Source organism: Streptococcus pseudopneumoniae (assembly GCF_038148955.1).
GTDB classification, from domain to species: domain Bacteria; phylum Bacillota; class Bacilli; order Lactobacillales; family Streptococcaceae; genus Streptococcus; species Streptococcus pseudopneumoniae_T.
The window spans coordinates 1-13,154 of record NZ_JBBJZY010000029.1 but is presented as its reverse complement, the minus strand read 5'-3'; the positions used below and the strand labels follow the sequence as shown (position 1 = coordinate 13,154).

General features: G+C 39.8%; 17 protein-coding genes and 1 pseudogene. 4 read left to right on the top strand and 14 right to left on the bottom strand.

Features of this window, described 5'->3' with window-relative positions:
* From rimM to rpsP, 5 genes and pseudogenes are all read right to left on the bottom strand, one after another.
* The coding region (gene rimM, locus WKI23_RS08840) for a ribosome maturation factor RimM (protein WP_368079666.1) at positions 1–287 on the bottom strand (287 nt) is incomplete at its 3' end.
* Positions 288–317: 30 nt separating this feature from the next.
* Entirely contained in the window at positions 318–1,106 is a 789-nt protein-coding gene (locus WKI23_RS08835; protein WP_368079665.1) for an alpha/beta hydrolase, read from the bottom strand.
* Positions 1,107–1,203: 97 nt separating this feature from the next.
* Positions 1,204–1,503: pseudogene (locus WKI23_RS08830) on the bottom strand (MazG nucleotide pyrophosphohydrolase domain-containing protein); the annotation flags it as partial.
* A gap of 191 nt (positions 1,504–1,694) precedes the next feature.
* Positions 1,695–1,934: an RNA-binding protein KphA gene (gene kphA / locus WKI23_RS08825; RefSeq protein WP_368079664.1), complete on the bottom strand. Its 240-nt coding sequence runs from the start codon at positions 1,932–1,934 to the stop codon at positions 1,695–1,697.
* 19 nt (positions 1,935–1,953) lie between these two features.
* The gene (rpsP, locus tag WKI23_RS08820) at positions 1,954–2,226 is read right to left on the bottom strand and encodes a 30S ribosomal protein S16 (protein ID WP_000268760.1); all 273 of its coding nucleotides are present in this window, start codon (positions 2,224–2,226) and stop codon (positions 1,954–1,956) included.
* 414 nt (positions 2,227–2,640) lie between these two features.
* Here rpsP and WKI23_RS08815 point away from each other — a divergent pair, with 414 nt between their 5' ends.
* The 4 genes from WKI23_RS08815 to WKI23_RS08800 all read left to right on the top strand — a co-directional run bounded on the left by WKI23_RS08815 (position 2,641) and on the right by WKI23_RS08800 (position 4,837).
* The gene (locus tag WKI23_RS08815) at positions 2,641–3,237 is read left to right on the top strand and encodes a DUF3796 domain-containing protein (RefSeq protein WP_368079663.1); all 597 of its coding nucleotides are present in this window, start codon (positions 2,641–2,643) and stop codon (positions 3,235–3,237) included.
* A gap of 2 nt (positions 3,238–3,239) precedes the next feature.
* Positions 3,240–3,464 carry a helix-turn-helix transcriptional regulator gene (locus tag WKI23_RS08810; RefSeq protein WP_000159796.1) on the top strand — a complete coding sequence of 75 codons (225 nt, stop codon included), beginning with the start codon at positions 3,240–3,242 and terminating at the stop codon, positions 3,462–3,464.
* A gap of 203 nt (positions 3,465–3,667) precedes the next feature.
* Entirely contained in the window at positions 3,668–3,880 is a 213-nt protein-coding gene (locus WKI23_RS08805; RefSeq protein WP_368079662.1) for a hypothetical protein, read from the top strand.
* 168 nt (positions 3,881–4,048) lie between these two features.
* A complete protein-coding gene (locus tag WKI23_RS08800; RefSeq protein WP_368079661.1) occupies positions 4,049–4,837 on the top strand; it encodes a peptidylprolyl isomerase in 789 nt (262 codons plus the stop codon).
* Between the two features lie 176 nt (positions 4,838–5,013).
* Here the strand turns inward: WKI23_RS08800 and WKI23_RS08795 are convergent, their stop codons facing one another.
* The 9 genes from WKI23_RS08795 to metK form a co-directional block, all read right to left on the bottom strand.
* Complete coding sequence (locus WKI23_RS08795) at positions 5,014–6,555, bottom strand: ABC-F family ATP-binding cassette domain-containing protein (RefSeq protein WP_368079660.1); 1,542 nt, start codon at positions 6,553–6,555, stop codon at positions 5,014–5,016.
* A 1-nt stretch (position 6,556) separates the two neighbouring features.
* Positions 6,557–7,039 carry a VanZ family protein gene (locus tag WKI23_RS08790; RefSeq protein WP_368079659.1) on the bottom strand — a complete coding sequence of 161 codons (483 nt, stop codon included), beginning with the start codon at positions 7,037–7,039 and terminating at the stop codon, positions 6,557–6,559.
* Positions 7,039–8,124 carry a 23S rRNA (adenine(2503)-C(2))-methyltransferase RlmN gene (rlmN, locus tag WKI23_RS08785; protein WP_000804762.1) on the bottom strand — a complete coding sequence of 362 codons (1,086 nt, stop codon included), beginning with the start codon at positions 8,122–8,124 and terminating at the stop codon, positions 7,039–7,041. Before rlmN ends, WKI23_RS08790 begins: the two co-directional genes overlap by 1 nt.
* Positions 8,125–8,144: 20 nt before the next feature.
* Complete coding sequence (locus WKI23_RS08780) at positions 8,145–8,675, bottom strand: YutD family protein (protein ID WP_368079658.1); 531 nt, start codon at positions 8,673–8,675, stop codon at positions 8,145–8,147.
* A 156-nt stretch (positions 8,676–8,831) separates the two neighbouring features.
* On the bottom strand, positions 8,832–9,437 hold the full coding sequence (sodA, locus tag WKI23_RS08775) for a superoxide dismutase SodA (protein ID WP_000974733.1): 606 nt from the start codon (positions 9,435–9,437) through the stop codon (positions 8,832–8,834).
* A gap of 99 nt (positions 9,438–9,536) precedes the next feature.
* Positions 9,537–9,788, bottom strand: a complete 252-nt coding sequence (locus tag WKI23_RS08770) for a hypothetical protein (protein ID WP_368079657.1) — start codon at positions 9,786–9,788, stop codon at positions 9,537–9,539.
* Between the two features lie 21 nt (positions 9,789–9,809).
* Positions 9,810–10,847: a DNA polymerase III subunit delta gene (gene holA, locus WKI23_RS08765; RefSeq protein ID WP_368079656.1), complete on the bottom strand. Its 1,038-nt coding sequence runs from the start codon at positions 10,845–10,847 to the stop codon at positions 9,810–9,812.
* Positions 10,848–10,879: 32 nt separating this feature from the next.
* On the bottom strand, positions 10,880–11,815 hold the full coding sequence (locus WKI23_RS08760; RefSeq protein WP_368079655.1) for a dihydroorotate oxidase: 936 nt from the start codon (positions 11,813–11,815) through the stop codon (positions 10,880–10,882).
* Between the two features lie 334 nt (positions 11,816–12,149).
* Positions 12,150–13,154: methionine adenosyltransferase (gene metK, locus WKI23_RS08755; RefSeq protein WP_368079654.1), on the bottom strand; the 1,005-nt coding region annotated here is incomplete at its 5' end.

Genomic DNA, 13,154 nt, shown 5'->3' with positions numbered 1-13,154 from the left:
TCATCTAGATCGTTCAAATCTTCCTCAGCAACCTTGAGACTGTATCCCTTGTACTTTTCGATAGCGTTGATATGGTACATATCTTTGAATTTAATAATGTCAAAGTTCTTCTGTTTACGGTGGCTAGCAATGGTCACTGTTTGAACAAACTGATTTTTTTCATCAAACAAAGCCAACTCAGCCCCTTTTTTAAACCGTTCTTCTGCAAAATCCGTCACAGACAAGACTCGCATCTCACCCTGCAACCCCTGCGTATTGACGATTTTCCCAACATTAAAGTAGTTCATCTTGTCTCCTGTAGTCTCCTTCTTTCCATCTTATTCTGACAATTCTCGAATAATAGTCACAATTTTTTCTGATTCTGACCATTGTAAATAATGGTGATTCCCTCCTAAAATAAGTTTAGTATTGGAAGTCCAATATTCTGATTCTCTGTACTCTTTTTCTCTATAAGCCTGACAAAAAATAAATACAGGGACATGAGCTTTTATCGACAAATTCTCAAAATCTTCCTCAGTAATCTCTCCAGATATCTGAAATCCTGAATCTTGCTTTTCCAACTCTGACCCTTTTTCTTGCATTATTTCCCAGATTTCTTTATTAGTTTCAGGGCTAAATGTGGCTTGAGTTAAGTTCTTAAAATAAAGTTCAGGACCACACTCCTCAATCAGGCTCATCTTCTCTTCCATTTCTGGATAAGGATTTTCTGAAAAATCAGCAAACATGACTTTTTTAGTTGTCGGTTCAATTGCTACTAAAGCCTGACACTTAATTGGTTTGTTGAGCAATTTGCAAGCTAAAATTCCACTCAAACTATGTGCACAAAGTATATATTCAGAAATCGCCAATTCTTCAAGTACTTCATAAACCGCATCTACAAGATTATCCAGATTTTTGTCAGCTTGGTCATGAATCGAACTCCTACCTGCGTTTGGAAAATCAATTGTCAAATAACCGATTGTGGGCGGAAGTTTTTCGAGTATAAGTGAAAAATTTTCATAACTTGGTAGCAAACCTGCACCACTTAAACAAACTAGCACTTTCTTTTTCTTTTGATAAGTAACAGAGAGACTACCAATTTCTGTAGATACTTCAATCCTCTTCATAAAGAAATCCACTCATTCTGTATAATGAATTATTAAAAATCCTTATCCTTTATTTTATCACGTTCCAGGGATTTTCTCAAGTTGGAGAAAAAGTATGTCAACTCTCGAATTCCTTCAAAAATCCTTCCAAATCACGTTCATGCTGGTACTTAATGGCTGCAGTTTTGTCTTTCTCAAAAATGGTTCTAGTTAGGTCAATATGGTTGATGGCTGCGATTGCGACGGTGTAGTGAATGATATCAGCCAGTTCTTTAGCAAGTTCCTCGTTCGAATCTTGAACTCCCTCTTTTCGACCAGAGCGACCATTCAAAACCTCAGCTACTTCTCCGACTTCCTCCACTAGCTTGATAAAAAGACCTTCCTCAGTTCGAGACTACTGGTAATGTTCGAGTAATACTCTTCGAAAATCTCTTCAAACTACGTCAGTTTCCATCTGCAACCTCAAAACAGTGTTTTGAGCAGCCTGCGGCTAACTTCCTAGTTTGCTCTTTGATTTTCATTGAGTATACCTAGTCTTGTAATTGTCTAAACGTTAAATCCTTCATATCCTGCTCCTTACAAAAAAGCGAGACATTCGTCCCGCCCTTCTTATTTTTCGTCAATAACGATTCTTACTTTTTTGTCTTCAATTGGGACAGAGTAGACAATCGTTCTTATCGCAGAAATTGTGCGACCCTTACGACCGATTACACGACCCACATCGCTTTGATCAAGATCCAAATGATATTCCAAAAATTCTGGTGTATCTTCAATCTTGATAGTTAAGGCATCTGGTTGTGAAATCAAGGGTTTCACAATCGCAATAATGAGATTTTCAATCGTATCCATCTGTCAACCTACTTTAAACTTATTTTGAGAATTTAGAATCGTGGAATTTCTTCAATACGCCTTCTTTTGAAAGAATGTTACGTACTGTATCTGAAGGTTGAGCTCCATCAGCCAACCATGCAAGAACGCGGTCTTCTTTCAAAGTTACTTGGTTTTCAGCAACAAGTGGGTTGTAAGTTCCAACTGTTTCGATGAAACGTCCGTCACGTGGTGAACGTGAATCTGCTACGTTGATACGGTAGAAAGGTTTTTTCTTAGAACCCATACGAGTCAAACGGATTTTAACTGCCATTTTTAAAGTCTCTTTTCTTATTTTTTATTTCGGTGAAATAGCTAAGCTATTTAGCACATGTTCTATTATATCAGATTCCTGACAGGTGTCAAGAAAAAAACTTGACAGACTATAAAATTTTTAAAGCTTTTAGAAATTTGTTAGAAGTAGGAAATAAATGTTTGAAAGAGGCTATCAGTGAATACTATTTTAGAAACATTTTATAAAGACTATCAAGTCAAGCCCTTCATCTCATCCGATGCATTGCTTCAAAGAATTCTTTAGTTGTTTGACTATCGAGGGCTTTTATTAAAAAAATTTTTCAAATAATTGCCACCTTGGCACATAAATTCTTGCTTTCTAAATTTAAATGTGATATATTTATAACATAAAATTTAAGTGTTATATATTTATAACACAAAAAAGGAGTCTATCATGAAAAAAAGTCAAAAAATGCGTGGCCTCATTGCAATGATTGCCGTAGCTCTCTTTATTGATTTTACTGTTTTATTTGGTTCTAATCTTAGTTGGGGATCCAAGTTAGTTATTACTGGTATTTCAGTGTTAAGTCAAATTATAGCTATTTGGGGCTGGCTACATATGAAACCATGGCCTCATAAGAGTCAGAAAAGTAAGGGAAAGACTATTTTTGACTTGTCTGCTAAGCTTTACGCGATACTTATTTTTGCAGCAAGCATTTTTTATACAGTAGGGATTTGGGTTGCGACCCCAAGCGTAAGTTCTGGTATTAAAGAATGGATTTTGGGAATTGGCCTCGTTATTGAAGTGATTCTATTTGGTTTTTTCTCTTTGAAAAATGTCAAGGAAACTCCGGACGAACGCTTTTATGCTAATTTAGCAAAGGCAACTAGCTTGATGTTTGTTTTTATACTAGGCGCACTGATGATCCTAGCAATTATCATTGGGTATATGGGGTCTCTCACTCTTTACATGGGCCAGATATTTATTAGCATAGCTGCCTTGATTTGCATCTTTGCGTTTGTTTATTTTATCTTGGAACGTAGAGGATAAGCATGACCAAAGAAAGCAAGATTATTACTAATCTCAAATCTGTTCGTGAGTCTACAGGCATGACCCAACAGGAGTTAGCCGACCTCATCGGTATGCGACGCGAGACAATTCTGCACTTGGAAAATAACCGTTACAATCCTTCGCTGGAAATGGCTCTTAAAATTGCTCAAGTTTTTAATCTGAAAGTAGAAGACCTCTTTGAACTCAGACAGAAAGAGGAAGCATAATTTTTTTCGAGACCTAGTATTAAGAATTAGGAATTGAAGCCAAAAGAAAAAATCCTTTGAAAATGTGCTCTTTTAAAATATAGTAATTCTTTCGAATTAACGTTTACTAATTGTGATGCTTTAAGAGCTTTCTTAAGATCTGGTTCCCAAAATACTTTGAGTACACTTATGGCATTGATGCCCCAAAACATCTAAAAACTCTGGTGGAAAAAGGTTATGCTGTCATTGAAACAGCTTTTGATTCACTTGACCATCTGAATGCTACAATGAAAAAGAATATTTTGAAAAGCAAGGGAATTACAGGACTATCTAAGATGAAGGCTGCAGATCTGGACCAAGCCCTTCATGACAACTTTTCAGAAGAAGAATTAGCAAGTCAATTTTCAATTCGTGGCTACAAATTGACTTCAAAGTGAGAGCAGATACTGGAACAGTATCAGGACATTATTGACCGACATCCAAAAAAGAATCTCTAATCAAGCGACTTTTTGGTTGCTTGACTGTAAAACTACCCTGCCACTAATATTTGAAATCCACTTCCTTTTAGGGTACAATGGTAGAAATGAATTTTTGAGAGGAACAGAATGAAAAAACTAGCAACCCTTCTTTTACTATCTACTGTAGCCCTAGCTGGATGTAGCAGTATCCAACGTAGTTTGCGTGGTGATGACTATGTAGATTCTAGCTTGGCCGCTGAAGAGAGCTCCAAAGCAGCAGCCCAATCAGCCAAGGAGTTAAACGATGCTTTAACAAACGAGAATGCCAATTTCCCTCAACTTTCTAAGAAAGTTGCTGAAGATGAAGCCGAAGTGATTCTCCACACAAGTCAAGGTGATATCCGCATTAAACTCTTCCCTAAACTGACTCCTCTAGCAGTTGAAAACTTCCTCACTCATGCCAAAGAAGGCTACTATAACGGAATCACCTTCCACCGTGTCATCGATGGCTTTATGGTCCAAACTGGAGATCCAAAAGGAGATGGTACAGGTGGTCAGTCTATCTGGCATGACAAGGATAAGACAAAAGACAAGGGAACTGGTTTCAAAAATGAGATTACTCCTTATCTCTATAACATCCGTGGTGCTCTTGCGATGGCTAATACTGGTCAACCAAACACCAATGGTAGCCAGTTCTTCATCAATCAAAACTCTACAGATACCTCTGCTAAACTCCCTACAAGCAAGTATCCAAAGAAAATCATCGAAGCCTACAAAGAAGGTGGAAATCCTAGTCTAGATGGCAAACACCCAGTCTTTGGTCAAGTGATTGACGGAATGGATGTTGTAGATAAGATTGCTAAAGCCGAAAAAGATGAGAAAGACAAACCAACTACTGCTATTACTATCGATAGCATCGAAGTGGTGAAAGACTAAGATTTTATACTCAATGAAAATCAAAGAGCAAACTAGGAAACTAGCCACAGGCTGTACTTGAGTACGGCAAGGCGACGTTGACGCGGTTTGAATTTGATTTTCGAAGAGTATTAAATCTTAAAAACCTAAAAAATACAGTACCCACATTCGGTACTGTATTTCTTTTATACTCATTTTTAAGTTAGCTTGTTAAAATCCCAGATTTGGTCCATCCAGCCTTCATAGAAGTCTGGTTCGTGGCAGACCATAAGAATCGATCCCTTGTATTCTTTGAGAGCGCGTTTGAGTTCATCCTTGGCATCCACATCCAAGTGGTTTGTAGGCTCGTCCAGAACTAAAACGTTGTTTTCACGATTCATCAAGAGACAGAAACGAACCTTGGCTTGTTCCCCACCTGACAAGACCTGAATTTGGCTTTCGATATGCTTGGTTGTCAGACCGCAACGAGCAAGGGCTGCACGAACTTCCGCTTGGTTCAGGGCAGGAAAGGCATTCCAGACAGCTTCAAGTGGGGTTTTGCGATTGCCCCCTTCTACTTCCTGTTCAAAGTATCCAAGTTCTAGGTAATCACCGCGTTCAACTTCCCCAGCAATAGGTGGAATAATGCCCAAGAGCGACTTCAAGAGAGTTGTTTTCCCGATACCATTGGCACCAATAATGGCAACCTTTTGATTGCGTTCAAAGGTAAGATTTAAAGGCTTGGTCAGAGGACGGTCATAACCGATTTGCAAATCCTTGGCTTGGAAGATAAAGCGCCCTGGCGTACGAGCTGGTTTGAAATCAAAGGATGGCTTTGGTTTCTCACTTTGGAGTTCGATAATATCCATCTTATCCAATTTCTTCTGACGGGACATGGCCATGTTTCGTGTTGCAACACGCGCTTTGTTTCGAGCGACAAAGTCCTTGAGGTCCGCAATTTCTTTTTGCTGACGTTCGTAAGCTGCCTCTAACTGAGATTTCTTCATGGCATAGACTTCTTGGAACTGGTAGTAGTCACCAGAGTAACGCGTCAGCTGTTGATTTTCCACATGATAGACGATATTGATCACGTCATTTAGGAATGGGATATCGTGTGAAATGAGGACAAAGGCATTTTCATAGTTTTGAAGATAGCGCTTGAGCCAGTCAATATGTTCAGCATCCAAGTAGTTGGTCGGCTCGTCCAAAAGCAAGATATCAGGCTTTTCAAGGAGGAGTTTAGCCAAAAGCACCTTGGTTCTTTGTCCACCTGACAAAGAAGTTACATCCGTATCCATGCCAAAGTCCATGACACCAAGGGCACGCGCTACTTCGTCAATCTTAGCATCCAAGGTATAGAAATCACGACTCTCCAAACGATCTTGGAGTTCACCAACTTCTTCCATGAGAGCATCAACATCCGCTCCGTCTTCAGCCATTTCCATATAAAGGTCATTGATACGGGCTTCAGCTTTGAATAGCTCATCAAAGGCTGTACGGAGAACATCACGAACAGATTGGCCTTCAGCAAGGACAGAGTGCTGGTCCAAATAACCAGCAGTCACATATTTAGACCATTCGACTTTCCCTTCATCTGGCAACATCTTACCAGTCACAATACTCATAAAGGTCGATTTTCCTTCACCATTGGCACCGACCAGACCGATATGTTCTCCCTTGAGGAGACGGAAGGACACATCTTCAAAAATTGCGCGGTCACCAAAACCGTGACTCAAGTTTTTAACTTCTAAAATACTCATTTTAATTCCTTATCTTATTTTTATGTAATTGTTTATAGAGGAGCCAAGCCAAATAGCCACCCAAGGTATTGGTCCACAAATCATCAATCTCAAAGACGCGATTGAAATCAAAGAAAAAGTCCAAGACTAACTGCGTACACTCGATTCCAAGACTCACTAGAAAACTGAAAAAAAGAACTCTTTTTGTTTTCTTTAAGTTTGCAAAGAGATAAAGGAGTTGGAACATCAGAGGAAAGAGCAAGAAGACATTGAGGATATTTTGCAAAAAAATCCAATATAATTGTCCCATATCACCCACTTCGCCCAGTTTCCAGAAAGAATTGAAAGGAGTCAAAAGAAAAACCAGGCGTCCAAGATGCTGAATACCTGGAGTTTCCACTCCCACGGGAGAATGTTCTTGAGGAGTAAAACAAAAGTATACGATACAAATGCTATAGAAAATGACTCCCAAGACCAAAATATGATTATGAGTTTTCTTCATCATTAAGGATTGACTGCTGCGACTGCTTTCTGGCGGTCACGTTTCATTGTATTAGAACGCAATTGTCCACAGGCTGCATCAATATCAGTACCATGCTCTTGACGAACAACACAGTTGACCCCTTTTTTCTTAAGCGTATCATAGAAGGCCATGACGCGCTCTTTGGGACTACGGCTATATTGGTCATGCTCACTAACTGGGTTATAAGGAATCAAGTTTACATAAGACAATTTCTTGATGTTCTTGAGCAATTCAGCCAATTCCAAGGCTTGTTCTACACCATCGTTAACTTCATTAAGCATGATATATTCAAAGGTCACACGACGATTTGTTGTTTCAATGTAGTACTCAATGGCTGCGAAAAGTTTTTCAATCGGAAAGGCACGGTTAATCTTCATGATGCTTGAGCGCAATTCATTGTTTGGTGCGTGAAGAGAAACAGCAAGATTGACCTGAACTCCTTCATTAGCAAAATCACGAATTTTATGGGCCAAACCTGAAGTTGAAACCGTGATGTGACGAGCTCCGATGGCCATTCCCTTGTCATCATTGATAGTACGAACGAAATTCAAGACATTGTTGTAGTTATCAAAGGGTTCACCGATTCCCATGACAACGATATGGCTGACGCGTTCGTCTTGACCACGCTCATCAAAATATTTCTGAACCAACATGATTTGCGCTACGATTTCACCGTTATTGAGGTCACGTTGTTTCTTAATCAAACCAGAGGCACAGAAGGTACAACCGATATTACAGCCGACCTGAGTGGTCACACAGACAGACAAACCATAGTGTTGACGCATGAGTACTGTCTCAATCAGCATTCCATCTGGCAATTCAAAAAGATATTTAACTGTCCCATCAGCAGACTCTTGCACAATACGTTGTTTCAAGGGATTGACCACAAACTGGTCATTGAGCTTAGCAATCAAATCTTTTGAAAGATTGGTCATTTCTTCAAATGACTGCACACGTTTACGATAGAGCCATTCCCAGATTTGATCTGCACGGAATTTCTTTTCTCCCTGCTCCAATACCCATTCCTGCATGGTTTGACGTGTTAAACTATAAATTGACGGTTTCATTTCTTCTCCTTATTCTCTACTCACTTCTGACGAATGACAAAATGACGTTGTCCCTTGTCCTCTTTCTGAGAATGCTGGTCTTTCTGACGACGTCTATTTTTCTTATCTGCACTCGGTTTTCGTTTGGTTTGAGTCGGTTTCTTTCCTTTTCTAGAAGGCGTTTCTTCTTCCTTCTTACGCATTTTCTTGTCAAATGATGCTCGCTTAGGGGCTTCATTTTCTAAGACAAAATAGGCACAACCATAACTACAATACTCTAAAAGATAGTCTTGTAAACGACTGATTTTTTCAAGATTTTCCTCTGTTCGGTCATCCTTGTAAAACCCTCGTAGGCGAAGCTGTTCGTTGCTCCAGTCCCCCACGATATAATCAAACTTAGTTAAGACTTCTGAAAAACGCTGATTAAAAGCCGTCACATCAAAGGCATCCTTGATATTTTCCACCAAGGAAAAAACTATCCCTTCCGTTTCAACCTTGTCCCCGTGTAAATGGAACTCAGGACCAGGAAACTTGTTATAGTTGTATAATTCAGGTGCAATTTCTTTTCGCATAGATATCCTTTTTCCACGATTACTTAATACTTTATTTTACCATAATTTCTAGCAGTTAGCACGTTTCTCATAAAAATGAAAAAAGTCTGACGATTTCGTCAGACCAGAATCATATAACCTAAAAAAGAGAAGAACAATTCTTCCCTCCATATACCATTATTTAGCAGCTGCGTACAATTCATCTACTTTGTTCCAGTTGATCACTGAGAAGAAAGCTTTGATGTAGTCAGGACGCACGTTGCGGTATTTCACGTAGTAAGCATGTTCCCAAACGTCCAAGCCCAAGATTGGTTTTTTACCTTCTGAGATTGGTGTGTCTTGGTTTGCTGTTGAAGTCACTTCAAGTTTACCTTCTTTGTTGACAACCAACCATGCCCATCCAGAACCGAAACGAGTTGTTGCTGCTGCAGTGAAGGCTGCTTGGAATTCTTCAAATGAACCAAATGTTGCATCGATTGCTGCTGCAAGTTCTGCTGATGGAGCTGTTTTTTCAGGAGTCATCAATTCCCAGAAAAGAGCGTGGTTCAAGTGTCCACCACCATTGTTGATAAGCGCTTGACGGATATCAGCTGGGATAGATTCTACATCAGCAAGCAAGGCTTCAAGATCTTCACCGATTTCAGGGTGTTTTTCAAGAGCTGCATTGGCATTGTTGACATAAGTTTGATGGTGTTTGTCATGGTGCAAGTGCATTGTTTCCGCATCGATGTATGGTTCCAAAGCGTCGTATGCATATGGAAGATCTGGTAAGATAATAGCCATCTGTAATACCTCTTTTTCTTTCTATATGAAAATGATAACGCAAACATTCACTTTTTTCAAGTTTTTTGCTTATAGAAAAGGAAATCACTGAGATACTTTCTAATAATACTCTTCGAAAATCTCTTCAAACCGCGTCAACGTCGCCTTGCCGTAGGTATAGTTACTGACTTCGTCAGTTTCATCCGCAACCTCAAAAACATGTTTTGAGCTGACTTCGTCAGTCTTATCTACAACCTCAAAGCAGTGCTTTGAGCAACCTGCGGCTAGTTTCCTAGTTTGCTCTTTGATTTTCCTTGAGTATAAAACAAGCAAATTAGCAAGAAACCCATGACAAAATAATAATCTTGACACGGGTTATAGTTTCAAAAAAAGTCAATTGACCTGACTAGCAATCTGTAGGAGTGCCTTTTCAAAAAGGAAACCTTTTTCATAAAGACCTGTCTTAATCTGATAGTCTGTCTCAATCAAATAGGAAATAGCTTGCTTCAAAAAGCTCAAGGAAAGTCCTCGCGAATCCCTCAGCGCAAATTTGATTTGATAGGGATTTGGATTACGTCCGAGAAAACTGCCTAAACTACTTGCTATCTGCGATTCTGTTTGCCCAGACTCTGACAAAATTTTCACCTGAGTAAAAGTCCGAAATTGTCCCAGCATGACTGCAATCAGTTTGATTTCATCTTCCCCTTGCAAGGTCAAGTCTCTCACCAAATCGCGCGCCTGATCCATCTTTTTAGTCAGAATAAACTGAGTTAAGTCAAAGATATTGTCCTGCAAGGTCTTAGGAATTGCCTCGACAATGTCCTTTTCCTCAATCACCCCATCTGATTTATAGGACTGTAAAAAGAGGAGATTTTTCTGAATTTCGCTAAATTGAAAACCCGACTTGATGAGGAGATTTTCAAAAGAATGATTGGTAAACTGCAGACCTTGTTTCTGGCTCCACTTTTGGAAATACTGGCGCAATTCTTGTTCTTTGGCTTCTACTGCATCAAAGACCTTGGCATCACGCTTAAGTAATTTAACTAACCGTCTTTTGCTATCCAGCTTTCCTTCTGCAAATATTATCAACTTGGTTGTTGGCGAAGGATTGTCAAGGTATTCCTCAAACGACTTAAGCTCATCATCTGTTAAAAAGCGTTTCTTGGCTGTTGTCATATCGACAAAATGGTCTAATATCACGATTTTTTCATCCGCAAAGAAAGGAAGACTGACCAACTCCAGTTCCACATCCTTGTAAACTACTTCTTTCATATCAAAGTAGGCAAAGTTTAGGTCGGCAGAATCATAACCAATCTGTTTCAACACTTGACTCTTCATCACTTCAAACTGACCCTGATCTGTCCCTGTAAAAAGGCTCAGGTTCGGTAAATTTGCTAAAGTCAACTTCTGGCTTTCTTCAATAGCTAGCATCGTCTCTCCTTTCTTCTGATTTTTTAATGAATTTAATCGATATAGCGCAATTTCCCACGGAAATCTTCTAGGCTTTCGTACCCTTTTTCCGCCATGATTGCTTTCAGTTCATTAGTAATACGATCAAAAGCACCAACTCCTTCTTTGTGAAGGGTGGTTCCCACCTGCACCATACTTGCTCCACAGAGGATATGTTCAAAGGCATCACGACCAGTCAAAACGCCACCTGTTCCGATAATTTGGATTTGAGGATTTAAGCGTTGATAAAAGGCATGAACATTGGCTAGAGCAGTCGGTTTGATATACTCTCCACCAATGCCACCGAAACCATTTTTAGGACGAATAACGACGGACTCATCTTCTATATATAGGCCGTTTCCGATAGAGTTGACGCAGTTGACAAACTTAAGAGGATACTTGTTGAAAATAGCTGCCGCTTGGTCAAAGTGAACAATATCAAAATATGGTGGCAATTTAATTCCAAGAGGTTTGGTGAAGTAGGCAAACACCTCTGCCAAAATCCGGTCTGTTGTCTCAAAATCATAGGCAATCTGAGGTTTTCCTGGAACATTTGGACAGGAGAGGTTTAGCTCAGTCAGACCACGAAAATCACTCTCTTGGACTTTTTTCAAGATAGTATGGGTTTCCTCAGGAGACATGCCAACTAGAGATAAGAAGAAAGTTCGATTTGGCTCTTTTTCCTGCAGATCCAAAAGGTAGTCCAGATAGTAGTCTAAGCCCTTATTTGGCAAACCCATAGAGTTGATAGAACCAAGTGGAACATCTTGATAACGTGGTTCAGGGTTCCCCTGACGAAAGTCCAAGGTCGCAGTCTTTGTGACAAAGGTTCCTGCAACTGAGTTTTTAACCCCTTCTAGCTCCTCTATCGTCATACAAGCCACACCTGCTGCATTCATCAAACAATTGTCAAACTCAAAACCAGCAATTTGCGTTTTCGTTGATACCATGATTCTGATCCTCCAGATTCCTTTTATTGCTAATATTATACCACAGTTTTAATTCTAGGTTTACTAGATTCTATGGTTCTATCTATTTATTCGGAAAAGAAAGTCTAGTGCAGAAGTCATGCTATAGAAACAGCTAGTGTATTGGAAGTTTGAACAAGGCTTGGGTAACAGACTTTTGAATGAAGTCCAAGCAACAAGGAGAAATCTCAACCATTATCATTTTTAAAGAAATACATGTAAATCTCTACTTTCGCAAAATGGATTTTCAGAACAGTATCCCAGTATAGTTAAAAAAACTATAAAAAAGAGGGGATTCCCTCTTTCTTCAATTCATTTATTTTACTGCTTCTTTCAAAGCATCTACCTTATCCAAACGTTCCCATGGAAGGTCAATATCTGTACGTCCCATGTGTCCATATGCCGCTGTTTGACGGTAGATTGGACGTTTAAGATCCAGCATTTGGATAATTCCTGCAGGGCGAAGGTCCAAGATTTGACGAGCTGCTTTTTCAAGCTTACTTTCAGCTACTGTTCCTGTACCGAAAGTATCGATACGAACAGAAACAGGTTGCGCAACACCGATAGCGTAAGCCAATTGTACTTCCGCCTTCTTAGCAAGACCCGCTGCAACAATATTCTTGGCAATATAACGAGCTGCATATGACGCAGAACGGTCCACCTTAGTCGCATCCTTACCAGAGAAGGCACCACCACCGTGACGAGAGTAGCCACCATAGGTATCCACTATAATCTTACGACCAGTCAAGCCTGAGTCTCCTTGAGGCCCACCGATTACAAAACGACCAGTAGGATTGATGAAGAATTTTGTTTGCTCATCCAAGTAAGAGGCTGGAATAACCTCTTTGATAACCTTATTAATGACATCATTGTGAATTTGTTCATTGCTGACTTCTGGATCGTGCTGAGTTGAAATAACAACTGTGTCCACACGTACTGGACGGTCATTTTCATCATACTCAACCGTAACTTGTGATTTAGCATCTGGGCGAAGATAGCTAATTTCCCCAGACTTACGAAGTTCTGCCAGACGACGAACCAATTTATGACTGAGTGAAATTGGCAAAGGCATGAGCTCTTCTGTTTCATCCACTGCAAATCCAAACATGAGACCTTGGTCTCCAGCCCCAATCAAGTCCAGTGGATCTTGGTCTGCATTTCCACGGACCTCCAAGGCTTCGTTAACACCTTGGGCAATGTCTGGTGACTGCTCAACAAGTGACGGATGAACTCCCACTGTCTCAGCAGAAAAACCATACTCTGTATTGGTATAACCAATCTCTGCAATGGTATCACGCACCACACGGTTAATATCCACATA